The organism is Mesorhizobium sp. ESP7-2 (genome assembly GCF_020164715.1).
Classification (GTDB): domain Bacteria; phylum Pseudomonadota; class Alphaproteobacteria; order Rhizobiales; family Rhizobiaceae; genus Mesorhizobium.
Genome location: NZ_JAIUGQ010000047.1, coordinates 1 through 25,898 on the forward strand (window position 1 = coordinate 1; position 25,898 = coordinate 25,898).

Below are 25,898 nucleotides of genomic sequence, written 5' to 3' on the forward strand. Positions count from 1 at the left end.
TGGACGACGCCGAGCCCGACGTGCTGGCCTACATGACCTTCCCGAAGGAACATCGCGCCAAGCTCCACTCGACGAATCCGATCGAGCGCCTGGCGAGATCAAGCGGCGCACCGAGGTCGTCGGAATCTTCCCGAACGACGATGCGATCGTGCGCCTCGTCGGCGCAATCCTGCTCGAACAGAACGATGAATGGGCAGTGCAGCGGGCCAGATATATGACTCTGGAAACGATCAGCCAGATGAGCGATGATCCCCTGATCAGCCTGCCAGCCGTGGCGCGCTGATCAGCCCGGCCCATGCCGGAGAGCACGGCGACCAATGCCGCCAGCTACACCACCCAGAGGGACACGATCTTGCTCAGCGTGACCGCAATCCGGCGCGTGCAAGGGGAGTACGCGCCTTCAAGAGCCCAGAAACACATTCGACGGGGGGCAACCCAGTCGGATCAGATCACCACCTGGGTACCTATCTCAACGACTCGCCCGGTCGGTATCTGGAAATACTCCGTCGCATCGGCCGCCGTCCGGGCCAGCCCGATGAACAGCTTGTCCTGCCACACCGGCATGCCAGAATTGGGCGAGGCCTTGAGCGAGCGCCGCGACAGGAAGAAGGATGTCGACATGATGTCAAACTTCCAGCCCTGCTTGCGGCAGATCGCGAGCGCACGCGGGATATTCGGCTGCTCCATGTAGCCGAAGGTCAGCGTCACTCGCATGAACAGCTCGTTGACCGTCTCCATCTTCACCCGCTCGCTGTCGGGCACTACCGGCTGTGGCGCCGTCACCACCGAAAGGATGACGTTCTGCTCGTGCAACACCTTGTAGTGCTTGAGACTGTGCATCAGCGCGGTCGGCGCACTCAGCGGATCGCTGGTCAGGAACACCGCCGTGCCCGAAACCAGATGGGGCTTCTTCTTCGACAGATTGCCGGCGAGGAAATCGAGCGGGATCTCGTTGCGGCGGGTCTTGTCGAACAGGTAGCGGCCGCCGCGCACCCAAGTCCAGATAATGAGGCACATCACCAACGCAATGGTCAGCGTAACCCAGCCTCCTTCGATCACCTTAATGATGTTCGAGCCGAGGAATACCAAGTCCACGATCAGAAACAGTGCCGACGCTGCAAGGGCGCCGGTAACTGACCAGTTCCAGATTCGGCGCATGACGATGAAGAGAAGCAGGTCCGTGACCACCATCTGACCGGTGACGGAGATGCCGTAGGCCGATGCGAGGTTGCCCGACTTCTGGAACCCGAGCACCAGCATCATGACGCCGATGCCGAGCAGCAAATTGACCCTCGGAAGATAGATTTGGCCAACTTGCGTCTCGGATGTGTGTAGGATGCTGAATCGCGGCAGAAGATTCAGCTGAACGGCTTGACGCACCAGCGAAAACGCCCCGGAAATCACAGCCTGACTGGCGATGATCGTCGCGGCGGTGGCCAAGACGACCATCGGCACCAGTGCCCAGCGAGGCTGCATGTCGAAGAAAACATTCTCCGGCAATTCGGTGCGGTTCAAAACAAAGGCGCCCTGCCCAATGTAGTTGAGCAGAAGGCACGGGAACACGATCCACAGCCAAGCCGTCACAATCGGTCTGCGGCCAAAGTGGCCAAGATCGACGTAAAGCGCCTCAGCGCCGGTCACAGCTAGAAAAACAGCGCCGATTGTACCGAGCGCAAGTGCTGAATTGGCCACGAGATAGTGGACGGCGTAGTAGGGATTGACGGCCCACAACACTCCGGGATTGGTGACGATGTGGCTTACTCCGGAAACCCCCAGCGCGAGAAACCATGCGAATGTAATCGGCCCGAAAACGCCTCCAATGGCGCCGGTCCCGAATCGTTGGACCGCGAAGAGCCCTGCAAGAATGACAAGCGTGACTGGCAAGACGTATGGCTCAAGGGCTGGCGTGACCGTCTCAAGACCTTCCACTGCAGCGAGCACCGAGATCGCTGGCGTGATCATAGAGTCGCCCGTAAACAACGCCGCGCCAAGCACGCCCAATACCAAAATGGCAGCCGAGCGAGCCGGAAGACTACTGCCGGCCAGGGACATCAGGGAGAGCGTGCCGCCTTCGCCCTTGTTGTCCGCTCGGAGAACAAATGTGACGTATTTAACCGTTACGATGAGGGTCAGCGCCCAAATGATCAACGAAAGAATGCCAAGCACATCCTCACGTGTCGCCGATCCGTCCGATGCCGCAACAAACAGGGCTTCGCGAAACGCATAGAGAGGGCTTGTTCCGATATCGCCATAGACGACGCCGAGAGCGCCCAGAACCAGTATTCGCACGCTCTGGTGGGAGTGGACATGCGCAGCGGACTGTGCTGCTGCAGCCCCGCCGTCGCCTGCATCGGCATTGCTCATGAAGCTGCTCCTCCGGCTAGAGCAAACGTTTCGGTTGTCACTGTCCTCGCGCCGTTTGCTGACTTTCGCCTTCCCGGGTGTTTACGTTCGAGCATGCCGGAAATATTGACGATCAAGGGCCAGGGCCAGGAAGCGACTCACGATATCGACCGACGTCGAAGGCGTCGCAGGACGTTCATCGGGGTCGAATGCGAGCCCAATGGCCGCGCGCGGGCCCCCTGCCGTTGTTTTTACGGGCCAGAAGTCAAACCGCGAGGTCAACGCCGGATAGACTCCGGCGCTCACGACAAGTCCTGTTGCCAATGACGATTGCGCCGCCTCTATCTCGGCTTCCTGGGGCTCTACATTGCCGACTTTCTCGACGGAAACCCTTTTGCCGTCCAAAACGAGAATGACGACAGGAACTTGGAAGAGCGCTGCAAGCATGTGGCAAGTGATCGAGACGATCGCCTTAGCGTTGTCGATCCCCGCGACGTCGCGACTATAATTTTGCAGCATCGTTGCCTGCCTCCTCAGGAGCGCCGCTTCAATTGCGCGGCGCCGGGAGGTAAAGGCCACGCCACTGCCGATAAGTCCGACGACGAAAAGCAGTCCAATGGCCCAGACGTTTGCCGGGTCATCGACGATCAGCGTGTAGCGAGGCTCGGTGAGGAAGAAATTGTAGGCGAGTGCACCAAGTATCGCCGAAAAGAGCGAGGGGGCCAAACCTAGGCCGACGGCCCCTATGATCACCGGCACCACAAATATGAGCGAGATGTTCGGGATCGCCACCTGGCTGTCGACACCGGCAGCCACCACCGTCGCGAAGGCGGTCATTGCAAACGAAGCAAGATAGCGTACCGCGGCGGGAGCATCGGCCAAGCCGAAAAGCGAATCGGCACCCGGCGACGCAGTAATGTCCTGTTGCAGCCTCGGATTGACATCGGCCATCGGTTCACTCCCGCCGGCGTTGCCGCATGCCCAAAGCTAGGCCGATACGCATAAAGATTCCATTCGTGCGGCAGGCCAAAGATATAAAGATTCCATAGTCGAAAGGCGGCGGATCCGGGAACTCTGTGCACGCTTGCCGCCTTCGGCAGAAGAGCGCCCAAAAAGGGCGGTCGGCGGCTCTCTCGTGGGAACGAAAAAAGAAGAGAAGCAGAACTTTCGTGCACAATTTTTGCGCACGAATACTGATAACTTACTGATATTATTTGTGTATCCTTCCCATCCGTCATTCGCGACGAGTCGTGATTTTCGACCTCGTGACGCTCAATCCCGACTTGCTGTCATGCTTGCCGACGATAGCAAAAGAGCGCCCGCTCAATAGTCGGTCTTGCGATGTAGCGATCTGCCGCTACCAAAATCCATTAAGATATTGAAATATAGAAAGAATTTTTTCTCGATGGTAGCACTTGCGGTTGAAATTGGCCGACAATTTCAATGCAGCACACCGCGCGTAAGTAACTTCAGAGGCGATGACGAGCAACACGTTTCTTCCTGAACGCCCGCGCATCTGATCATCGCGGGTTCATGAGATAGGAAGCGTTGTGCAACTGTTTGTCGAGAAGGACGCCTCCACCGGCGTGCGATAGGCCAGTCCGACAAGGCCAGCCTTGCGCGACAATCAGATCGGGACGCCAGCGGGCCAGTTCTGCCGCTTTTCACTTTGGTCGGCCATGTCTTTGCTGCGTGCGACAAAGCGGCGCCAGCCGCCGAATGAGGAGATGTCGGAGGCACCGTCCAAGCCCGCGCTTTCGACCAGAAAACCCTTGGCGGGGGTGCCGTCGTCGAGTTCGACCGTGCCGATGCCGAGCGGAGCCGGAATAGCGGCGACGAAACGGCCGAAGGCCTCCGGCCCAAGCCGCCAGACCTCGACGTCGATATGCATGCCGCCATCGGCAACGCGGATCAGGCCGGGCTTGGGCACGGACTGGCCGGCCAACGCATAGAGCTTGTAGGCGGCGGCGGTCCTGGTCGCTCGCAGGAATTGTGCGCCGAGCTGGTTGAGCTGGCCGTTGAGCGGCATGCCCGACAGATGCGCGCCGACGACCACCAGGTCGATCATGCCGTCGCAGGGCGGCACGGCGGCCGGCCGCGGGCCGGGCTGCGGCCAACCCGTTGTGCCGAGCGGCAGGCCGCTCTGCGCATGCAGGTCGCGGGCGAGCATCGCCGTCAGCGCATCGCGGCCGGCCGGCGCCAGCAAGGTGACGCTCATCGGCAGGCCGTCGCCGCGCCTGCCGGTCGGCACGGCGATGCCGCACATATCGAGCAGGTTGACGAAGTTGGTGTAGGTGCCAAGCCGGCTGTTGGTCGCGACCGGATCGGCAAGCACCGCGGCTGTAGTGTAATGCGTAGGCGCGGTCGGCACGCAGAAGAGGTCGACCGAGGCGACGACCGGGGCGAGCTTCGCCCTGTAGGCCTGCAAGGCATAGAGGCCGCGAAAGGCGTCCGCCGCCGAAAGACTTCTGGCGCCGCCGATGATCTTGCGCGTCACCGGATGCATGGCGGCCTCGTTGGCGTCCATGAAGTCGCGGATCGCCGCGTAGCGCTCGGCGACCCAGGCGCCTTCGTAGAGAAGATTGGCGGTGGCATAGAAATCCCCGAACGGAATTTCGACCAGCCGGCAGCCAAGCGTTTCCAGAAGGCTAAGTGCTGTCTCGAAGCCGGCCTGCATCGAAGCGTCGCCGAAGAACTTCAGGTCGCTCTTCGCCGGCACCCCGATGCTCAGCACGGGCGGCCGCGCTTCGAGCGCCGGCACCTTGATCGCGCGCGAATAGTCGTCGGCCGGGTCCTCGGCCGCCGCGACGCGGAACACCGCATAGGCGTCGTCGACGGTGAGTGCGAACACGGAGATGCAGTCAAGTGTGCGGCAGGCTGGCACCACGCCGGCGGCGGAGAGCGCGCCGACTGTCGGCTTAAGCCCGACGATGTTGTTGAGGCCGGCGGGGATGCGGCCGGACCCGGCCGTGTCGGTGCCGAGCGCGAAGGAGACGATGCCACGCGCCGTCGCCACCGCTGACCCTGAGGACGAGCCGCCAGGCACCAGGCTGGCATCGACGGCGTTCCTTGGGATCGGGTAAGGCGTGCGAACGCCGACCAGTCCGGTGGCGAACTGATCGAGATTGGTCTTGCCGACGACCAGCGCGCCAGCCGCCTTCAGCCGCGCCACGACAGTAGCGTCCGTCTCCGGCACATAGGCATATTCGGCGCAGGCTGCTGTGGTCGGCATGCCGGCGACATCGATATTGTCCTTGACCGCGAACGGCACGCCCCACAGCGGCTTGGCCACCGGATCGAACGGTCCGAGCGTTTGCGCCTGCGCCAGCATGTCCGCCTTGCTGGCGAGATGGATGAAGATGCCGGGATCGTCAGCCGCCACGATGCGGGCATGCACAGCATCGATCATATCCGCGACAGTCACGCCGCTGGCATAGGCCGCGTGCAGACTGACGATATCGAAGCGGATCTCGCTCATGTGGCCTCCCCAAGAATATTTACCGGCAGGTCCCACTGGATCAGCACGACGCAGCCGTCTTTCGTCCACACCGAATGCTCGGTCCCGATCGGGTTCAGGATGACGCTGCCCCGGGGATAATCGCCGTTCTCGTCGCTCTGTGTGCCCTCGAGCACGACGATGGTTTCCAGCCCGACATGGCGGTGGCGCGGCACGCCGGCGCCGGCCCGATAGTCGAGGATCGCCACCGACGGCTCGACCGGTCCGCCCTTGAGCAGCCAATGCACCGTGATGCCGTCGCGAAAAGGCTCGAACGCCAGCTCGCGCCAGCCGCCACCGACGAGGCCGGCAAAACTCAGATTAGCCATTCGCGATTCCCTGCAGCACCTGGTCGGTCATCGCCGTCCAGCCGACGATCGCGCCCTGGGCGCGGATCATGGCGATGGCCGCCGCCTTGAACTCCGGAAAATAGCTTTCCGTCGCATCTTCGGCGAGCAGGCACTCATAGCCGCGATCATTGGCCTCGCGCATCGTCGTCTGCACGCAAACCTCGGTGGTGACGCCGGCGAAAACCAGTTGCCGAGCGCCAAGCCGCTTCAGCTCGTCACCGAAGCCGGTCGCATAGAAGGCGCCCTTGCCCGGCTTCTCGATGACGATCTCGCCGGGCAGCGGCGTAAGTTCGGCGATGATCGCGGTGCCCGGCTCGCCCGATATCAGCACGCGGCCCATCGGCCCGACATCGCCGATGCGGATCGACGGATTGCCGCGGTTGCGCTTGGCGGGCAGCAGGTCGGAGAGATCGGCGCGGTGGCACTCCATCGTATGGATCACAGGCAGGCCGGCGGCGCGGAACCCCTCGATCAGCTTCTTCACCGTCGGCACGATAGCCTGGATGCGGCTGACGTCGTTGCCGAGGCTGGCGCCGAAGCCGCCGGGCTCGGCGAAATCGCGCTGCATGTCGATGACGACCAGCGCCATCGTGTCGGGCTTGAACGCAAAGGCGAACGGCTGCGCGTCGATTTGCGCCATCAGTGATGTCCCGCCATATGCTCGCCGATGGTCTGTACGCTCGCGCCGGCGGTCGGCGTCTCATAGACCAGCGCGCCATCCGACATGACGAAAATGCGGTCGGACAATTCCAGCAGCTCGTCGAGGTCTTCCGACATCAACAGCACGGCCGCACCCGCATTGCGCGTCTTCATGATGCGGGCGCGGATTTCGGCCACCGCCGAGAAGTCGAGGCCGAAGCAGGGGTTGGAGACGATCAGCAGGTCGACCTCGCCGGTCAGTTCGCGCGCCAGCACCGCGCGCTGCACATTGCCGCCCGACAACGCGGCGATGGGCGAGGACAGCGAAGCGGTCTTGACCTTGAACTGCTCGACCAGGCGGGCGCTGAAGGCGCAGATGGCGCTGGTGCTGATCCAGTTCACCGGCCTGCCATTGCCGTCCATGTCGAAGGTGCGGAAGGAGATGTTTTCGGCCACCGTCATTTTCGGCGCGCAGGCATTCTTGAGCGGCTCCTCGGGAATGAGACGCACATTGAGCGCCCGCGCCTCGGCGCGCGTCGCCGCATAGGCGGCACCGCGCACCAACACTTCGCCGGCGTCACGCGGACGCTGGCCGGCCAGCACTTCCAGGAATTCCTTCTGGCCGTTGCCGGAAATGCCGGCGATGCCGACGATCTCGCCCGAGCGCACGCCGAGGTCCTCGATGCTGATCGACTTCAGCCCGGTTCGATCCGGCGCCTTCAGCGATTTGACCTTGAGCACGATCTCGGCATCGCGTTTCGGCGTCGCGCGGCTGTCAAGCGTGGCGATCGGCTGGTCGCCGATCATCATCGCCGCCATCGCCTTGCGGCCGAGGTCGGCGACGCGGCCGGCCCCGGTAAGCTTGCCCTTGCGCAGCACGCTGACATCGTCGGCGAAGGCAGTGACCTCATGGAATTTGTGCGAGATCATCAGCACGGTGAGGTCGCCGGCCTTGGTCATGTCGCGCACCAGCCCCAGCACCTCCTGCGCCTCGCCGGGCGTCAGCACCGAAGTTGGTTCGTCCAGCACCAGGAAGGAGCGGCCGAGATAGAGCTGTTTGATGATTTCGAGCTTCTGCTTCTCGCCGGCCGCAAGCTCCGCCACTTTGACGTCGAGCGGCAGCTTGAACGGCATGCGCTCCATGAACATGGCAAGATCGCCCCGCTCCTTGCGCCAGTCGACAATGCCGGGCACCTTTTCGCGCGAGATGACGAGGTTCTCCGCTCCGGTCAGCGACGGCACCAGCGTGAAGTGCTGGTAGACCATGCCGAGCCCGAGCGCCGAGGCATCCCTGGGGCTGGCAATCTTGACCTCCCGGCCATCGACCAGCATGTCGCCGGAGGCCGGGTGATAAAAACCCATCATGCATTTGACCAGCGTCGACTTGCCGGCGCCGTTCTCGCCGAGCAGCGCGTGGAAGGAACCTGCCGGCACCTTCACCGACACGGCATCCAGCGCCGTGAAGCCGCCGAAGCGCATGGTCATGCCGATGGTTTCGACGCCGACGGCCTTTCTGACGCTGCCACTCATAGCGCCCTCCTCACGGCAGTTGCGCGACGAGCGCCTTCGAATTCGACACCGTGCCGAAGACGCCGCCCTGCATCTTGATCATCTTGATCGCCGCAAGATGGTTGCCGTGGTCGGTCGCCCCGCAGCAATCCGCCAGCATCATGCATTCATAGCCGCGGTCGTTGGCCTCACGCATGGTGGTGTGCACGCAGACATCCGTGGTGATGCCGGTGAGCACGATGTTCTCGATACCGCGCTGGTTGAGGATCAGTTCCAGATCGGTGGCGCAGAACGAGCCCTTGCCCGGCTTGTCGATGATCGGCTCGCCTTCGATCGGATAGAGGTCGGGGATGATGTCCCAGCCCGGCTCGCCGCGCACCAGGATGCGCCCGCACGGACCTGGGTCGCCGATGCCGGCATTGATGCGGCGCGAGCGCCAGCGCTTGTTGGCCGGCAGGTCAGCGAGATCGGGCCGATGCCCCTCGCGCGTGTGGATGATGGTGTAGCCCTTGGCCCGCATCACCGAGAGTACCGCCTTGATCGGCTCGATCGGCGCCCGCACCAGCGACAGGTCGTACCCCATGTGGTCGACATAGCCGCCCGGCCCGCAGAAATCGGTCTGCATGTCGATGATGATCAGCGCCGTGTTGTCGGGTCGCAGATCGCCATTGTAGGGCCACGGATAAGGCTCTGCGTCGATCGTGTGCTGGGTGATTTCGGCTCTGGCGTTCACGGGCAAAACTCCAGTCATTTGGTGATCGACAATTCGCCTGGCGCACCGGCGAGCGAGCGTGTCGGCGACGAGGTGGCGATCATGATAATGAGGGTGAGGATGTAGGGGGCGGCATAGAACAGATAGTAGCCCTGCGTCACGCCGACCGATTGCAGCGCCGGGCCGAGCGCGCCTGCCCCGCCGAACAGAAGGGCGGCGGCAAAACAGCCGAGCGGGTTCCAGCGCGCGAAGATGACCAGCGCCACCGCCATCAGTCCCTGGCCCGAGGAAATGCGCTCGGTCCAGCTGCCGGGATAATAGAGCGACAGATAGGCGCCGCCGATGCCGGCCAGGGCGCCGCCGACCCCGGTGGCGAGCAGGCGCACCGTGTCGGGGTGGAGGCCCATGGCGCGGGCCGCGTCCGAACTGTCGCCGACGACGCGCACGATCAGCCCGGCGCGCGTGTTGCGGAACGCCCACCACAGGACGACCGACAGCACGGCCCCGATGAGAAACAGCACGTTGACGTCGAGCGCTGCCTGCACCTGCGGGATGTCGGACCAGCCGCCGAAGGGAATGGCAGGCAGGTTGGGCGCCTTCGGCTTGATGAACGGTTTGCCGAAGAAGAAGGCGAGACCCGAGCCGAACAGCATCAGTGCAATGCCGATGGCGATGTCGTTGACCTTCGGAAATTTGCAGATCCAGCCATGGAACAGGCCGAAGCAGAGGCCTGCGCCGGCGGCGGCGATCAGGCCGAGCCAGGGCGAGTTGGTCATCACCGCGACCGCATAGGCGGTCATGGCGCCGAAGACGAGCGTGCCTTCCAGCCCGAGATTGATGCGGCCGGAACGCTCGGTGATCGCCTCGCCCAGCGAGACGAAAATGAAGGGCGTCGACACGCGGATGGCGCCGCCGAGGATGGCGAGCGGCACGCCCCAGAGTCCGATGCCGGTCGCGTCCATCAGGCAGTCTCCCTCGGGAGATCGGGCCTCACCCAGAGATCGGGATTGAAGGCCTTGAAGCGGCCGTAGAAGGTTTCGCTGAACAGGATGACGATGAAGATCATGCCTTGCAGCACCAGCACGGTGGCGTCGGGCAGGTCCATGCGGCGCTGGATCAGCCCGCCCGAGGCATCGATGCCGCCAAGCAGGATGGCGACCGGGATGATGGCCAGCGGATTGTGGCGAGCAAGGAAGGCGACGAGGATGCCGGTGTAGCCATAGCCGGCCGCGAGCGAGGCGTTGGCGCTGCCTTGCACTGCGGCGACCTCCAGCATGCCGGCGAGCCCGGCAAAGCCGCCTGCCAGCGCCGTGAAGCCGACGATGAGCGGCCCGACGGCCAACCCCTGCACCTGTGCTGCCCGCACATTGCCGCCGGCGATGCGAGCGGCGAAGCCCCAGCGCGTCTTTTCGATGAGCACCCAGGAGAGGATGCAGGCGACGACGCCGACGACCAGCCCCCAATGCACGTCCATGCCCGGAATGTTACCGATGCGGTAGATATCCGCCAGCGGCTGGGTCGACGGCTTGTTGAGCGAGGCCGGGTCGCGCAGCGGCCCCTCCACCAACTGGTTCATCAGCGCGATGGCGATATAGGCCATCAGCAGGCTGGAGATGGTCTCGTTGACCGCCCGGTAGTGGCGTAGCGCGCCGACGGCACCGATCCAGATGCCGCCGGCGGCCATGCCCGCCACGCCCATGGCAAGAATGACGATTGAGGGAGGCGCGCCGCTTAGCGCCACGCCGATGGCAGCGGCGGCGACGCCGCCGAGCACGATGGCGCCCTCGCCGCCGATGACGACAAGGCCGAGCCGAGCCGGCAACGCCACGCATAGCGCCGCCAGAAGCAAGGGTGCGGCCCGCGACAGCGAGTTCTGCACCGAGAACCACGAGCCGAAGCCGCCCCGCCACATGGTCTCGTAGAGCAGGACCGGCGACTTGCCGACCAAGGCGATGAACAGGCTGAACAGCGCCATGCCGACGATCAGCGCCGCGAGCGGAATGACGAACGCCTCCGCCCGCCGCGCCATCCATTCCAGCGCAGGAGGGTAGCCCCTGGCGCCGAATAGTGCCGGCATGCCGGCTCCTGTCACCATGTCCGTCATCGCCCCGTTCCCCTCAGATCAGGCGGTCGAGCCGACGACGCCCTCGACCAGATAGTCCATGCTTTCGAGTTCGATGGCGGTCTCCGGGAACGCCTGGCCCGCGGTGGCGACGACAGCGCCCTTGTTGCTCTTCAGCGGTCCCTTGATGACGGCGAAGCCGCCCTTCATCATTTCGGCCAGCGTGGCGTCGAACTGCTTGCGCGCCGGCTCGCCGACGGCAGGGCCGAGCGGGCTCATCTTGACGAAACCGTCGGCCAGTCCGCCGCGCGTGAAGTTGGGCAGCGGCGTGCCGGCCACCAGATCGTCGACGAACATCTTGTAGACCTTGGCCCAGTTCCACTCGGCACCGGTCAGGTATTTCTCGGGCGCCAGCGGGCTCTGGTTGGCATGATAGCCGCAGACGAAGGCGCCGCGCCCGGCGGCCGTCTCGACCACCACTTTCGGGCTGTCGACATGGCAGGTGATGACGTCGGCGCCCTGGTCGACCAGCGCGTTGGTGGCTTCCGCTTCCTTGACCGCCAGCGACCACTCGCCGGTGAAGATGACCTGGCAGGTGATGGACGGATCGACCGAGCGTGCGCCGAGCAGGAAGGAGTTGATGTTGAGCAGCACCTGCGGGATCGGCTTGGCCGCGACGAAGCCGAGCTTCTTGGTCTTCGAGGTGTGGCCTGCGACCACGCCGTTGAGATACTGGCCCATGCCGATATAGCCGAAATAGGAACCGGCATTCATCGGATGCTTGGCCTTGTCCCACATGCCGCCGCAATGGCGGAACTGCACGTCGGGGAATTTCGCGCACATGGCCAGCATGTGGGGATCGAAATAGCCGAACGAGGTCGGGAAGATCAGCGAGGCGCCGTCGAGGTTGATCATCGATTCCATCGTCTTCTGGACATCGACCGTCTCCGGCACGTTCTCCTCCTCGACGACGGTGATACCCTCCATTCCCTTCAGCGCTGCGGCACCCTCGGCATGCGCCTGGTTGTAGCCGTAATCGTCCTTCGGACCGACATAGATGAAGCCGACCACGGCAGCGGCGGCGAACGCCTTGCTGACGGGAAAGGCTGCGGAGGCAAGCCCTAATGCGGCTCCGGCGGCGGAGGTCTTGAGCAACTGGCGACGGCTAAGCACGAATCTGTCGGTCATCTCTTATGCTCCCCTATAGGACCCTTTCCGGGTCGGTTAACGCCTTCTCAAGAAAGTGCATGCAATCGTTGTGCCAATTCGAGTTTCAAAATTTCATCAATAAAATCAATCATCCTTGTGAGGAACCATGCACAAGCGAAAGGCAATTGCATGCACTTTTTGCCTTGAAAACAGACAATTTGACAAGAAGATTAAAACATAGGCATATCGGGTGCGGCCGAGTCGGGATCGTGCCGTTCGGCCGCAGGGTTTCAGGGACCTGGAACACCGAAGCACGGGAGGCGAAGCAGTTTTGTCGGGAAAGCGCAGCTTGATCCGGGCGGGCACGACCGTCGATCAGATGGTGAGGGCAATCGGCGACCGCATCGTAACCGGCGTGCTGCGTCCCGGCGAAAAACTCGACGAGGTCTCGCTTGCCGCCCGCTTCGAGGTGTCACGCACGCCGGTGCGCGAGGCGCTTGGCCAACTCAGCGCCATGGGCTTGGTCGAGCGGCGGCCCAACAGGGGCGCCATCGTCGCCGTCGTCACGCAGGAGCACCTCGCCTCGATGTTCGAAAGCATGGCCGAGTTGGAAGGCATATGCGCGCGCTTCTGCGCCGAGCGGATGACCGGCAGCGAGCGCCGCGCGCTCGAGGTCGAGCATCAGGCCTCGGCGCGGCTGGTACGGCTGGGTGCCGAGGAGGACTATGAATACTTCAACACCGAGTTCCACAGCCGGCTCTATCGCGGTGCCCACAGCACGCACATCCACGAATTGACCGCGACGACGCGCAGCCGGCTGGCCCCCTTTCGCCGCGCCCAGTTCAGGCTGGCCGGACGCCTGGCGAAGTCCTGGCAGGAGCATGACGCCATCGTCACCGCGATCCTGCGTGGCGATGGCGCTGCTGCTGGTAAAGCCGCCAGGGAACACGTGTCCATCGTCAGCGAAGCGAGCGCGGTGTTTGTCGTTGACGGCCATGCACGAGGCGCGCCGCTACACTCCTAGAGGTCACTCGAGAGGAAATGGTTCCACCCCGGCACTGCGCGCTCATGGCATTGTAGCAGCTCATTCGAATGAGGTTGAGGCATCCCTGAAAACGGGTGCTGTCATGCCCAGCACCGCAAGAAATATCGCGGGTTTCTGAATGTGGGGAAAGGCGGTAGCGCACTCCCGCTATCGGTCCACAAAGCCGTCGACCAGAAGCGATTTGGCCTGAGCCGGCTGGCTCGATTGCTCGCCCGGCCGTCAGTGCGAACGGTGCCGCCCAATGCGCGGCATTCCGATGGGCAAGGCGCCTCCGAAAGCAAGATACCAACGATGTTTCAGCAATAGCTAAAGGAACCGAACGGCGATCGCTGAATTTTGCTTCGAGCGGATATCGAAGGGACCGCGTTCTGGAGCACCTGCATGGGCAACATGAGCGCCGAAGTCTCCGGGAAGCAGAGCAACATTCGGGCAAGAGGGCCATTCCAGCGATTCCTGCGCACAATCGGACCTGGTTTCATCACAGGCGCTTCGGACGACGACCCTTCGGGCATCGGCACGTACAGCCAAGCGGGCGCCCAGCTGGGGTTCAGCGTCGGCTGGACCATGGTATTCACTTTTCCGCTCATGGTCGCGATCCAGGAGATAGCGGCGCGGATAGGCCGGACGACAGGCCGAGGTATTTCCGGCAATCTGGCCCGACACTACCCGTCTCCCCTGATGTATTTTGTAGCCTTGCTTTTGTTCGTCGCCAACGTGATCAACATCGGGGCGGACCTGAGCGCGATGGCTGACGCGCTGCGATTGCTGGTGGGCGGCCCGAGCTCGCTTTACGTCGTCGCGTTCGGCGTGGCATGCGTTTTGGCGATCGTCTTTCTCGACTACAGCCGATACGTCACGATCCTGAAATGGACGACGCTGAGCCTTTTTGCCTACGTGGTGGCCGCGTTTCTGGCTGATATCCCATGGGGCGAGGCCCTCAAGGGGGTAGTTCTTCCCCACGTGGAATGGAATCGAGCGTTCTTCACGACACTTCTGGCCATATTCGGCACCACGATTTCTCCCTACCTGTTCTTCTGGCAAGCATCGCAAGAGGTCGAAGAGGAGACGATCGACCCGAAGGCCAAGCCGCTCAAGCGGGCACCATGGCAGGCGACCCGTGCCTTCCAGCGCATTCGCGCCGACACCTTGGCAGGCATGGCTTTTTCGAACCTGATAGCCATTGCAATCATCGTCACAACGGCCGCCACCCTGCACAAGGCCGGAGTGACCGACATCAATTCCTCCACCGATGCGGCCAAGGCCCTGGAGCCGGTCGCGGGCAAATTCGCATTTGTGATCTTTGCAATGGGGATTATCGGCACGGGCCTTCTGGCGGTGCCGGTTCTCGCGGGCTCGGCCGCATTCGCCGTGGGCGAGGCGCGCCGTTGGCCAGTGGGACTGGAGCGCAAGCCGAAGCACGCGATAGCATTTTATGCGACCTTGGCCGCCGCGGTGGTGCTGGGCATGGGTATCATGCTCACGCCGATCGATCCGATCAAGGCGCTTTACTGGAGCGCCGTCATCAACGGCATATGCGCCGTCCCAGTCATGATCGTCATGATGCTGATGACCGGACGTTGCGACATCATGGGCGAATTCCCCGTTGAGGGTTGGCTGCGCCTTCTCGGATGGCTCGCGACGATCACAATGGGACTGTCCGTGGTCGGCCTCGCGCTGCAATGGGCCTTTTGAACAGCCGATCGGCTGGGAGGGGCTTGCTGCAACGGTCATGGGCAGGCTGGAAAGCGGGCGAAGGAACCCAGCCACGAGAAGATTCATCGAGCCGCCCTGGCAAGCACCTGCCGGCGCCATACTAGTCTAGCAACCCGGCAAGCCAACGAGGGAAATACCTTGAAGCTTGCACCGCCGGTTCCTCATGTGGATGTCAGAGCTGGCAGACGGCTTTCGCCCGACCGCACCGTCTGCGATTTCCAGCCAGGGCCGGTCCGCCCGGGCCGAACTCCTCAACGTGCGCTCAGCGCGGCCATGCGATCAAGGGCGGCGCCGAGGCCTTTCAGCGACACCGGAAAACTCAGCGGGGTCTCGGCCGCGGTGGTGACGTTGAGCTTGAGTTCGGTGCCTGCCTTGAGCCTCTGCGTCAGCGCCCGGTCGATCGGAAACAGCGCCACGCAGCCATTCGGCAGGCAGGTCCTGAACTTCAACGGTCCGACGGGCTGCTGGTCGTCGATCTGCGCCGCCACGCCGGGGTCGAACAGGATGCCGAAGGGCAGCAGCAAGGTTCCGGTCAATCCGCCCTTCTGCCCCACGCGCAATTCCACGGCCAGAAGCCTCTGGCCGTTTTTCTGCGTCTGGTCCTGCGTGACCGTGCAGACCCGGGCATTGTCCTGCATGCCGCAGGCCAGTTGCCAGTCCTGATAGGTTTCCTGGAGGGACGATGCGCCGTTCGGAAGCGACGCCGCCTGCTGCTGTTGCGCGAAAGCAGCCGGCAGCGAAGCAGCGAAGGCAGCCGCGCAGATGGCGATTGCCTTCAGGCAAAAATGTCTACGAACCAATGAATGCGGCCTTCTTTTCGGTGCCGGGCAAATGCCCAAAGTATCGGCTTCGAGAGCCCGAGTTTACTGTCACGTACAGACCCATTCTCGGATCTTGCATTGGATCCCCCCTGCCTCGCAGGCCTGCAGGGCGAGATCCTCCGCTTCCCGGCGGGTCTCGGCCGAGTTCACGCCCCAGGGGGTGAACCGGTGCTCCACCTTGTCGGCCACGGCGAGCGCGCCGCAATGCTTGTAGGGAAATCCGGTCTCGTCGTCGTCCGTCCAATGGCGGTGATTGCGGAACACGGCAACGACATTGCAGGTTTTTCCACCGGCATTCTCGCAATATTTCTGTGCTATGTCCTTCGCTTCCTGCCGCTTGTCGGCGCCCCAGAAGAAGCCGTACCTGGTATCGGTCTGGGAGTAGGCGATTGCCGCCCAGATGCCTTTCTCCTCCTGTGGCGGCTCGGACGGCTCCACCAAGTCGGCCGAGACCACCTGTCCGCTCCACAGCAAGGCCATGCACAAGACTGTCAAACGTCGCGATTTCATGGTCCGCAATCCTTTCCAGGGCGTCTCGCCCGTTCGCCTGACATCCTCACTTGGCCGCCGATGCGATGGAAATCACCACGCATGTATTGCCCGTCGGCAGCAGAAGCGCTTCGCCCGTGTTGCCGCCAAGCTCGTACACCTCGACCTGTCCGAGATGGTCGGTGATCTTGCTGCCTTGCGGAAGAACGGACGGAATGTCCGCGCACGGACTGGCGAACGGCGCCACCCGCACCATCGCGCCCTCGCAGCCCGAAGCGGTGGGCGACGCGAAGACCACGCCGGCCGCCGGCCCGCTGTAACGGTCCGTGGCATAGTCCATGCCGACGAAGGCCTGGACGGCGTGCTTGTCGGCGGCCTGGTCGTTCCACAGGGATTTGACACTGTATTTCGTGCCGGTCGTCAAAAGCTGTCCGAGCACCGGAAAGACGGTCGAGCAGGCCTGTACGCCGGCCTGCTTGACGTGCTGGAGGAAGGGCGAGTCCGGCAGCGCGGGAGGGGCGGCCGCCTCGGCCTGTGCGGCCGTCGGGCTGCCGACCAGACCGGCGATCGCGGCATAGTTCGCGCCGGCAAAGCCAATGCCCATCATGACCAGCCCCAGCAGCGACAATCCGACGATGCGCGGCCACCGCCGCGGCGGCTCGACACTGCTCTTGCGGTCCGGCTCGACGATCCTTCTGCGGTCCGGCTCAACGGTCGGATTGCTGCGCGTCGCGGAGATGAATGGGTCTTGCTGGCTCACGGTGCTGACTCTGTTATTTGACTGGCGCAAGGGCCTCGGACAGCCCCTTGAGCGTTGCGGTGACGGTAATGGTCTGGCCATCGACGGTCGGATAGGAAATCGCCGGCGTTGCCTTCTGCGCGATCTCCTGGCGCATCAGGGGTCCGACCGGCAGCATGCCGACGCAGACCATTTCGTTGCAGCCATTCAGATGCACGTCGATCGACTCGGCGCGCCCATCGAACTTCAGCGATACCAGCCCGTCGCTCCTGGCGTTCGGCGCGGTGCGCAGGATCATGTAGGGCTTGCCATCCTGGGTGGCTGCTAGCGACCAGCTGAACGCCATCTTGCCGGCGCCGTCCTCGATCACCTGCGAGACGTTGCAGACCTTCTTGCGCGCCTTGAGGTTCTCGTCGCAGATCAGCGTCCAGTTCTCGAAGGGACGGATGGTGCGCTGGTATTGTCCGAGCTTCACGTCGGGAGGCACGATCACGTCGGAGGGCTTGACCCTGTAGGGCGAAGCCACCTGCCCGGCAGCCGGCGCCAGCCCGCCGGCAAGCGCCAGGCAGGTCAGGCACGCCATGGCAAATCCGGGAAAACCAGACGGTTTCCCCGGATTCGCGTCTAGCCTGTGATGGCCGGTTCGCCTGGTCATTGCCGCCCTGTTATCCACCTCAGTTCAAGGTGAAGCTCAGGCCGGCGCCGACACCGACATTTCCACCCGCCGCCGTGCCGGACACATTGCCACGGATGCGGCCGTCCTCGCTGGTGTAGCCGGCGCCGAAGGCAAAGGCGCTCGAATCCCGCCAGAAGCCACCGCCGGCCGCCACGCTCAGCTTGCCGGGACGGTCGTCATAGCGCAGCGAGGCCGCCGCCAGTCCGATTGCCGCCGCCTGCCGTGCTTCGTCCCTGATGCCGCTGATGTCGGAATTGAGCTGGCCCAGTTTCTGGTCGGTATAATTGTTGGCCTGCTGCAGCGTCGTGACCGCCACCTGGTCGGTATAGGTCTTGCTCTGGGCCAGGTTCAGGTTCAGCTGGTTGACGTTGACCGCGTCGGTGCCGGCAACGCCGGGGCCGACATTGGAGATGACGACAGGCGCATTCGGGTCGCCGCCCTGCAGCGTTATCTTGTTGGTCTTGGTCGTCGATCCGTCCGGATTGTTGATGGTGTCGTATTGCACGGTGTTTTGGACGGTGCCGCCGATGCCGCCGATCGTCTTGGTCAGATCCTCGATCGCCGTGTTGGTGGCGTAGAGCTGCGACCCGTTGATCGCATCGGTGCTGCCGGAAGATACGCGTCCGGCCGCGACATTGGTGATCGTCCGCTCGGAACCGGCGTCGCCGACGCTGACGGTTCCGGTCGGGGTTGTCCCGGCAAAGGCATAGGTCTTGCCGTTGATGACGGTGTTGGGAGTACCTACTGCCGCCTGCGACACCGAGCCCGAACCGAGCGCGACATCGCTGGCGTTGTTGGCCTGTGCGCCCTGGCCAAGCGCGACGGCGCCTTGGCCCGCGGCTGCCGAGCCATGGCCCGCTGCCAGGCTGTCGGTGCCGCTCGCCACGCTCTCCGGCCCGATCGCCACGGCGTTGGCACCGCCGGCGACCGAGTCGGCCAGCGTCGAATTGGCGTGGAAATACTTGATGCCGCCGCCATTGCTGATGTTGGTCAGCGCATTGTCGACAGCGGTGAAGCCATCATAGACGGTCGAATAGTTGTTGCCCTGGATGGTGTAGGTCGGGCCGGTGATCGAGCCGTCTGGATTGACCGTGGTGCCGCCGCCGAACAGGTTGGAAACGTTTTGCGAGACGCCGCGCAGCTGCGAGACGTTGACGCCGTCCGTGTCGGCCGAGCCCGCCGCGACATTGGTGAGCTTGCGTTCGGCGCCGGCGGCGCCGAACGACACTTCGCCGGCGGAAGTCTGCGCGGCGGTCAGGCCAAAGGCGGTGTAGCCGGCCTGCGCGCCGACCGACGTGATCGACGAGGCACCCAGTGCGACGCTGTTGGCGAAGGTGCTCTGGGCGCCGGCGCCGAGCGCCACCGACTGGACGCCTGAAGCTGTCGAGTCGGTGCCGAGCGCGATACCGTCGGCCAGCATGACATGGGCGTTCTGGCCGATGGCCGTGCCGCCGGGCGCCGTCTGGTCGACGATGGCGCCATTGCCGATGCCGACGCCATTGTCGCCATTGACGACCGTGGTCGGGCCGACCGCGACCGATTCCGCACCGACCGCCAGCGAGTCGCCGGCGGTCGAATTGGCATGGAAATACTTCGTCGAGGTGGCTGAGACCGCCGCGATCGCCCCCGCCAGCTGGCGCACCGTCACGGCGTCCTGGTCCTGCGTGCCGTCGGCGACGTTGGTGATCTGCCGGTAGGCGGTGGCGGTGCCGACCGAAACGGCGCCGAGCAGCGTCTTGTCAGTGGTGTTGTACTGGACGAAGTTCGACGGACCGGCGGCGATCTGCCCGGAAGCGGGAGCGATCGCGCGATCGGAGACCGAACCCGAGCCGAGCGCCACGCTGCCGTCGATGCTGGCCGCGCTGCCGCGTCCGAGCGCCAGCGCGCTGTCGCCGGTCGCGGTCGCCTGGTAGCCGACGGCCGTCGAACCGACGCCCTGCGCGAAGGAATCGGTCTGCGCCAGTCCGGCCTCGTTGGTGCGGGCATAGCGGATGCCCACGCCATTGGCGTCGGTATAGGCGGTCGAGGTGTCGCCGGCGATGTTGTTGATCGTGTTGCCGAGATTGGCGATGTTGCCGCCGATGGAGGCGATGTCGGTGGTGTTCTGCGTCACCTGCTGGTTGGTGGCGAAGAGCTGCGAACCATTGACGGCGTCGGTGGAACCGCCGTTCAACTGCCCGGCCGCGACATTCTGGATCTGGCGCTCGGCGCCGGCCGAGCCGACGGAGAAGGCGCCGGCCGGCGTGCCGCCGGCGAAGCTGTAGTTGACGCCGCCGATCGTCGCGCCGCCGACAACCGTGGTTGGCCCCGATGCCGAATTGAGGCCGATCGCGACGTCGCCGGCATTGTTGGCCACGGCATTCGGGCCGACCGCGACGGAATCGGTGCCCAGCGCCTGCGAATCCGCCAGCGTGGAGTTGGCATGGAAATATTTGATGCCGCCGCCGACATTGATGCTGTTAATGGCGGCGCCGATGGCGTCCACCGCCTGGTTGGTGGCGAAGAGCTGAGAGCCGTTGATCGCGTCGGTCGAGAGCGCGCTGATCCGCCCCGCCGCCAGGTTGGTGAGCGTGCGTTCGGCGCCGGGCGCGCCGATGCTGACCGTCGAGGTCGGATTGATGCCCTGGAAGGCATAAGTGGTGCCGTTGATCACAGCACTGGGCGTACCGACCGCCGCGACGGTCGTCGAACCGGAGCCAAGCGCCACGTCGCCTGCGTTGCCGGCGCTGGCGAGTGCGCCCAGCGCGATCGCATTCTGCGCGCCGGCATTCGCTCCCAGCCCGAGAGCGGTCGATTGAACGCCTGATGCAAGCGAGTTCTGGCCGATCGCCGTGCTGGACGTGGCTGTCGCATTGGCATTGGCGCCGATGGCGGTGCTGTATTGGCCCGAGGCCTTGGATATGTAGCCCACCGCCGTCGCGTCGAGGGCCGATGCGACGGCACCGCTGCCGACGGCCGAGGCGTTGGCATCGGTGGCGCTCGAATTGGTACCCGCAGCGATGGCGTTCGTCCCGGTGGCGGTCGAGACGGGCCCGATCGCGACCGAGTCCGTACCTGTCGCCGACGAGTCCGCCGCCGTCGAGTTGGCATGGAAATACTTGATGCCAACGCCGGTGTTGAGGTTGTTGACGACGGCGCCAATGGCGTCGACCGCTTGGTTGGTGGCGGCGAGCTGCGAGCCGTTGATCGCATCCGTCGAGGAGGCGCTGATGCGACCGGCGGCGACGTTGGTGATGGTGCGTTCCGCGCCGGGCGCGCCGACGCTGACCGTCGAGGCCGGCGTGGTGCCCTGGAAGGCGTAGGTTGTGCCGTTGATTGTGGCGCTTGGCGTGCTGACTGCCACGGCGGTCACGGAGCCCGAGCCAAGCGCCACGTCGCCGGAACTCGCCGCCGCCGTCGCGCCATTGCCGAGCGCGACATTGCCCGCAAGACCGGCGGCGCCCGCCGTGGAGCCGTTGCCGAGCGCCACGGAACCTTGTCCGATGGCCTTGTTGTTGTTGCCGATGGCGACGGCGCCAGCGGCCTGGTTGGCGGCGGTGGCGCTCGCCGTGCCGTCGCTGTTGGCGATGTTGTTGGCGCCGCCGGTGAAGGCGCCGGTGCCGCTGGCGTAGCTCGGATCGCCGATCGAGACCGCGCCGTTGCCATAGGCCGTGTTGTTCGCGCCGATGGAGACCGCCTGGCCGCCGGTTGCCACCGCATTGGTGCCCATGGCCACTGCGTTGGCGGAATCGGCCTTGGCACTGGTGCCGATGGCGATGCTGTTGGCCAGAGCCGCGTTGGCCTGAACGCCTGCTTGCGCACCAACGCCTAATGCAATGGACTGGTTGCCCCAGGCACTGGCCGTGTTGCCCATCGCCGTGGCGCCCGTTCCCGTTGCCTTGGTCAGGACACCTATGGCGACGGTTTTTTGCTGAGATGCCGTCACATCCGTCCCAAGGGCGATGGCGCCCTGCGCAAGGGCACCGGATCCCGCGACAGTACGCGCACCAATATTGATGGAGTTGATGTCCGACGCGACCGACTGGAAGCCGATCGCGATAGCATTCTGGTTGCTTGCGTTGGCGTTGGTACCTTGGGCAAGCGAATCGATTCCGCTCTGCGTTGCTTGATATCCAAACGCGATACCGCGCAGGCCACCGGCATTGGCCTGATAACCTATGGTGGACGCGTATTGGGCGCTGGCTACGGATCCGTAGCCGGCGGCGAACGCATAGTTGTTGCTGGCCGTGGCGCCGACACCAACTGCGGTGGAATTCCCTCCCGAAGCGTTGGCGCTGGTGCCCAACGCGCTGGCCCCGGCCCCAGTAGCCTTGGCCTGAACGCCGATTGCTACCGTATTGATGTTGTTTGAGATCGCGCCGCCGCCGACCGCCACCGCGCCGCCGGTGCCTGTAGCCTGCGCATCCTGGCCGATTGCCACTGCGTATTGCGTTGACCCGACAGAGCGGGTCCCGATCGCAACGGCATTGAGCTGAGAGGCCGTCGCAGTCGTGCCGATAGCGATAGAGCCGCTGGCTGTCGCCGAACCGCCGCCAGCGGCATACTGCGCCACCGCTGGCGTGGCGAGGCCGAGCGTGGAGATCGCCGCCAGGCCGCCGATCAAGGTCGCTAGGCTGACGCCGGAGATCGGGGCTGAACGTACGCTTCCGCCGGCGCCAAGAGTCCCCAGCCCCAGGCGCCTACGCCCCATCCCGAGCACGCAATGGGCCATGCGCAGCACGGCCATCAGGCGCCGGCGAACCGAGCGCGAGCCCAGATCGGCCCCCGCGATCCAATGCCTGGCGAAATGCGCCGCGCGGCGCTGCACGACAAGCGAGCCGCTCGAAATCCGATTGTCGGTCATGGTGCCCTCTCCGCTGGCCGGCATGGAATCGTCTGACAATTCCAATCCATGACAGGAAGACATGATTCCCGCTTGCGGTATTTCATGATATTGCTGTCTTGTGAGAAAAGGTCCGAGCAACCGGGCAGAGGTTAACGGCTCGTTACTTTAGCCAGAGCTTTAAAACCAGGGAATCAAACAACGTCTCAAGTCGATCCTCATCTAACCTTGGCGTTAAGCTCGCCAACGCGCGCCTGCAACGGCGTCACCTGCCGGTATTTCTTCATAACCGTGGTAAAATGGCTCTGGCTTGAAAATCCGCAGGAATGAGCGATGTCGGCGATCGTCATGCGGCTGTCGGCAAGCAGTCTTTCGGCAAGGTCCAGCCGCAGGTCGAGAACATATTGATGCGGCGGCACCCCGAACGTCCTGGCAAACGCCCGCACGAAGTGAGAGGGCGAAAGTGCGCACACCGCAGCCATCTCGGCAAGCGTCAGCTTGCGGGTGAAGTTCTCGCGCAGGAAGTCCTGCACCTTGCGTGCGCCGCGAGGAGAAAGCCCGCCTTTTGCGTTGAACTCCGGCTGCCGGGCCGAACTGATTCGGGAAACCGACCCGGGGAAATGATCATCGCCCGGCATTCTTCGGCCTCCTGATATGTCCCGGATGAAGTTCAACCCGAGGCCTTCGTCCCCGTTCCCCCCAAAAACAATTCGTGATTGATGGCAGCGGGCCCGCATCGTCAGTCGCGCTCATAGGTAGATCCCTCCCGACGGTGCAGGCCGCATGGGTGCAAGCACCATCACTACGGGATGTTTCCCAGCCAGGAATGTCCGCGAACCCGCGAACGGAAAGGATCACGCATCCTTGTGCGGTGGCCCTTCGCGGACCGGCACTTTCAGGAATGACGTCCAGGATGTATCGAGTTGTCCGCTCCCGATCGATGCCCCGGGAAACGCCGCTTTCCCGAGCCTCGTCCGCATATTTCATTCGCACTGCCTCAGCCGTCTCGCCGCCTTAAATCCCCTTTCCCGACCCAACCACAGCGTAACGCAGCCACCTTGGCTTGGAAAGAACTCCCACGCGCAAAGAAAAATCTTTATTCGAGAAAGGAAGGAAAGAATGGTCGGCGATGACGAGCGTCTCATTTTCGCTTGGTGCGAGGTCTTCGCCATCCCGGAGTTTTGCCGACCGGTCATGCGATTCTGTATTCTCGTCAACCACTGATGGAGGCTGAAAGCCACGTGCGTAGCCGGTTATTGGCGGCCCGCTGCTACAGATCGGTTCTCGTACAGATCCCAGGCGAGTTCCACGAAAGCCAGAAGAACGTCGTCCCGGTTCCAGCCGGCAGCCACCGCAGCCTGGACGATCCCGTTGATGAGAGGCAGCAACTGATCCTGGCAATCGGCCGACATATCGCCGTCGCCCGGCCTCTCGAAGTTGAACGTCATCATTCGGCGCCCCCCATCGCCTTCAGCCGAAGTTTTACATCGGCAATTTCATTCCCTTTGATATACAACGGATGCGGTTCCAAAGTACAGGAAGCCCCGGAGGACCAAAGCAGCACGGGACGACGCCGGATCACACCGGTTCTATGCTTTCCTGGGGTCAGGGGTGGACGCCGCTTTCAGCGTCCTGGTTTGCTTGCTCAAATAACCGTGCGCCAGCCGTTCTCGCATCCGTAGACGCAACCGGCAGCGCCGCGCGGCCAATGGGCGGTGTGGACATCGCCGGCTGCATTGCCTTCTGCGGGCGCTCGCTGGATAGTCCCGGCAATGTTCGAAACCCTGGCGATTCACTGGCCCCGAATACTGGCGATCATCTCGGTGGTGATGGCGACCATCGGCATTGCCCATGCCGTCATGACCAAGGAGGACGTCCGCGCCGCCACCGGCTGGGTCGGCGTCATGGTGCTGTCGCCGATCCTCGGCGTGCTGATCTATTTGGTGGCCGGCATCAACCGCATCCGCCGCGCCACGATCAGCGCACAGCGCCCGCTTGCCGATGGCCTGGTGTCGGCCAAGCATGAGCGCGACGTCGCCGCCGAAGAGGCGTTGATCATCGAGCGCTACGGACAGCGCTTCACCGGCCTCCGGACGCTGGGCGACAGGGTGGCGCGGCGCGCGCTCAATCCGGGAAATGCAATCGACGTGCTGGAGAGCGGCGACGAGGCCTACCCCGCCATGTGCGCGGCCATCGACGGGGCCGAGCGCAGCGTCCTGCTCGAGACCTATATTTTCGACAATGACGCCGTCGGCCTGCTTTTCGTCGAAGCGCTGGCCGGCGCTGTCCGGCGCGGCGTCACCGTCCGTGTGCTGATCGATGCCGTCGGCGCCCGCTACTCCGTCCCGAGCATCCTGGGGCATCTGCGCAGCGCCAACATCACGGCGGATGTCTTCAACGGCAACATCGTCATGGGCCTGCGCCTGCCCTATGCCAACCTGCGGACCCACCGCAAGATCCTGGTGGTGGACGGCATGGTTGCCTTTACCGGCGGCATGAACATCCGCAAGGGTTTTTCGGCGGAGTTCGCCGGGTCGAACAGCGCCAGGGACACGCATTTCCAGGTCACCGGACCTGTTGTCGCCGATCTCTTCTCGGTCGCCGCGGAAGACTGGCGCTTCGCCACCAAGGAGGCGCTGAAGGGCGATGCCTGGCGGATCACGCCGGTTTCACCGCCCGCCGGCCAGCCGATGCTGGTGCGTGCGGTCGCATCGGGGCCGGATGCCAGCAACGAAACCAACCACAAACTGGTGATCGGCGCCTTCTCGGTCGCGCGCAAGTCGATCCGGCTGATGTCGCCCTATTTCCTGCCGGACCGGGAACTGATCAGTGCCTTGGTCACCGCGGCGAGGCGCGGTGTCGAGATCGATGTCGTGGTGCCGGCGGTGAACAACCTCTTCCTTGTCGACCGCGCCATGACCGCCCAATTCGACCAGATCCTGAAGAATTATTGCCGCATATGGCGCACGGAAGGACCCTTCGACCATTCCAAGCTGCTTTCGATCGACGGCGTGTGGGCCTATGTCGGGTCCTCCAACCTCGACGCCCGCTCGCTTCGGCTCAACTTCGAGATCGACCTGGAGGTCCTCGACGCAGGTTTTGCCACCGAGATCGAGACCCGGATCGAATCGGCGATCGAAACGGCCATCCCTGTCACGCTGGCCTCCTTGCGCGCCCGGCCGTTCATCATCCGCCTGTTCGACCGCATCCTTTGGCTAGGATCGCCCTATCTCTAGAAAAACCATTATCTCCGAGAAAAACCCTGTCTTTAACAAAACGACGTGTTTGCCCGATAGCGTGTCGCCAACCATGGAACATCGGCCGAAAGACTCT

Annotated in this window: 20 protein-coding genes and 1 pseudogene; 4 read left to right on the forward strand and 17 right to left on the reverse strand. The window is 63.8% G+C overall.

The annotated features are described in order from the left end of the window. Positions 1 to 283 (forward strand): annotated as a pseudogene (locus tag LB543_RS29395) (transposase); the annotation flags it as partial. A gap of 161 nt (positions 284 to 444) precedes the next feature. Here the strand turns inward: LB543_RS29395 and LB543_RS29400 are convergent. From LB543_RS29400 to LB543_RS29445, 10 genes are all read right to left on the reverse strand, one after another. Continuing rightward, positions 445 to 2,364, reverse strand: coding sequence for a potassium transporter Kup (locus LB543_RS29400; RefSeq protein WP_224616642.1), 1,920 nt, complete (start codon positions 2,362 to 2,364; stop codon positions 445 to 447). 81 nt (positions 2,365 to 2,445) lie between these two features. After that, entirely contained in the window at positions 2,446 to 3,294 is an 849-nt protein-coding gene (locus tag LB543_RS29405; RefSeq protein WP_224592824.1) for a DUF4118 domain-containing protein, read from the reverse strand. Positions 3,295 to 3,970: 676 nt separating this feature from the next. Next, positions 3,971 to 5,821, reverse strand: coding sequence for an allophanate hydrolase (gene atzF, locus LB543_RS29410; protein WP_224616643.1), 1,851 nt, complete (start codon positions 5,819 to 5,821; stop codon positions 3,971 to 3,973). Continuing rightward, on the reverse strand, positions 5,818 to 6,168 hold the full coding sequence (locus tag LB543_RS29415) for a cupin domain-containing protein (protein ID WP_224616644.1): 351 nt from the start codon (positions 6,166 to 6,168) through the stop codon (positions 5,818 to 5,820). Before LB543_RS29415 ends, atzF begins: the two co-directional genes overlap by 4 nt. Beyond that, positions 6,161 to 6,829 (reverse strand): cysteine hydrolase family protein, encoded by a 669-nt coding sequence (locus LB543_RS29420; RefSeq protein ID WP_224616645.1) that lies wholly within the window; start codon positions 6,827 to 6,829, stop codon positions 6,161 to 6,163. The genes LB543_RS29415 and LB543_RS29420 overlap by 8 nt, the downstream gene beginning before the upstream one ends. Next, on the reverse strand, positions 6,829 to 8,358 hold the full coding sequence (locus LB543_RS29425; RefSeq protein WP_224616646.1) for an ABC transporter ATP-binding protein: 1,530 nt from the start codon (positions 8,356 to 8,358) through the stop codon (positions 6,829 to 6,831). Before LB543_RS29425 ends, LB543_RS29420 begins: the two co-directional genes overlap by 1 nt. Positions 8,359 to 8,368: 10 nt before the next feature. Further along, on the reverse strand, positions 8,369 to 9,070 hold the full coding sequence (locus LB543_RS29430) for a cysteine hydrolase family protein (RefSeq protein ID WP_224616647.1): 702 nt from the start codon (positions 9,068 to 9,070) through the stop codon (positions 8,369 to 8,371). Between the two features lie 14 nt (positions 9,071 to 9,084). Then, positions 9,085 to 10,011 carry an ABC transporter permease gene (locus LB543_RS29435; RefSeq protein ID WP_140755806.1) on the reverse strand — a complete coding sequence of 309 codons (927 nt, stop codon included), beginning with the start codon at positions 10,009 to 10,011 and terminating at the stop codon, positions 9,085 to 9,087. After that, a complete protein-coding gene (locus tag LB543_RS29440) occupies positions 10,011 to 11,144 on the reverse strand; it encodes an ABC transporter permease (RefSeq protein ID WP_224616665.1) in 1,134 nt (377 codons plus the stop codon). Before LB543_RS29440 ends, LB543_RS29435 begins: the two co-directional genes overlap by 1 nt. 27 nt (positions 11,145 to 11,171) lie before the next feature. Beyond that, on the reverse strand, positions 11,172 to 12,299 hold the full coding sequence (locus LB543_RS29445; protein WP_224616648.1) for a BMP family ABC transporter substrate-binding protein: 1,128 nt from the start codon (positions 12,297 to 12,299) through the stop codon (positions 11,172 to 11,174). Between the two features lie 310 nt (positions 12,300 to 12,609). Here LB543_RS29445 and LB543_RS29450 point away from each other — a divergent pair, with 310 nt between their 5' ends. Both LB543_RS29450 and LB543_RS29455 read left to right on the forward strand, forming a co-directional pair. Further along, on the forward strand, positions 12,610 to 13,284 hold the full coding sequence (locus LB543_RS29450; RefSeq protein WP_140755812.1) for a GntR family transcriptional regulator: 675 nt from the start codon (positions 12,610 to 12,612) through the stop codon (positions 13,282 to 13,284). 411 nt (positions 13,285 to 13,695) lie between these two features. Next, a complete protein-coding gene (locus LB543_RS29455) occupies positions 13,696 to 14,997 on the forward strand; it encodes an Nramp family divalent metal transporter (RefSeq protein WP_411908796.1) in 1,302 nt (433 codons plus the stop codon). Between the two features lie 272 nt (positions 14,998 to 15,269). On the opposite strand, the gene LB543_RS29460 is transcribed toward LB543_RS29455, so the two are convergent. The 7 genes from LB543_RS29460 to LB543_RS29490 form a co-directional block, all read right to left on the reverse strand. After that, positions 15,270 to 15,818, reverse strand: a complete 549-nt coding sequence (locus LB543_RS29460; RefSeq protein WP_224616650.1) for an invasion associated locus B family protein — start codon at positions 15,816 to 15,818, stop codon at positions 15,270 to 15,272. 69 nt (positions 15,819 to 15,887) lie between these two features. Then, positions 15,888 to 16,349: a DUF4189 domain-containing protein gene (locus LB543_RS29465; protein ID WP_224616651.1), complete on the reverse strand. Its 462-nt coding sequence runs from the start codon at positions 16,347 to 16,349 to the stop codon at positions 15,888 to 15,890. Between the two features lie 46 nt (positions 16,350 to 16,395). Continuing rightward, complete coding sequence (locus tag LB543_RS29470) at positions 16,396 to 17,088, reverse strand: hypothetical protein (RefSeq protein ID WP_224616652.1); 693 nt, start codon at positions 17,086 to 17,088, stop codon at positions 16,396 to 16,398. A gap of 13 nt (positions 17,089 to 17,101) precedes the next feature. Beyond that, on the reverse strand, positions 17,102 to 17,650 hold the full coding sequence (locus LB543_RS29475) for an invasion associated locus B family protein (RefSeq protein ID WP_224616653.1): 549 nt from the start codon (positions 17,648 to 17,650) through the stop codon (positions 17,102 to 17,104). Between the two features lie 91 nt (positions 17,651 to 17,741). Beyond that, positions 17,742 to 22,586 carry a beta strand repeat-containing protein gene (locus tag LB543_RS29480; RefSeq protein ID WP_224616654.1) on the reverse strand — a complete coding sequence of 1,615 codons (4,845 nt, stop codon included), beginning with the start codon at positions 22,584 to 22,586 and terminating at the stop codon, positions 17,742 to 17,744. A 197-nt stretch (positions 22,587 to 22,783) separates the two neighbouring features. Continuing rightward, positions 22,784 to 23,203, reverse strand: coding sequence for an AraC family transcriptional regulator (locus LB543_RS29485; protein WP_224616655.1), 420 nt, complete (start codon positions 23,201 to 23,203; stop codon positions 22,784 to 22,786). A gap of 615 nt (positions 23,204 to 23,818) precedes the next feature. After that, complete coding sequence (locus tag LB543_RS29490; RefSeq protein WP_224616656.1) at positions 23,819 to 24,016, reverse strand: hypothetical protein; 198 nt, start codon at positions 24,014 to 24,016, stop codon at positions 23,819 to 23,821. A 321-nt stretch (positions 24,017 to 24,337) separates the two neighbouring features. Here LB543_RS29490 and LB543_RS29495 point away from each other — a divergent pair, with 321 nt between their 5' ends. Further along, positions 24,338 to 25,801: a phospholipase D-like domain-containing protein gene (locus LB543_RS29495; RefSeq protein ID WP_224616657.1), complete on the forward strand. Its 1,464-nt coding sequence runs from the start codon at positions 24,338 to 24,340 to the stop codon at positions 25,799 to 25,801. Positions 25,802 to 25,898: the final 97 nt, after the last annotated feature.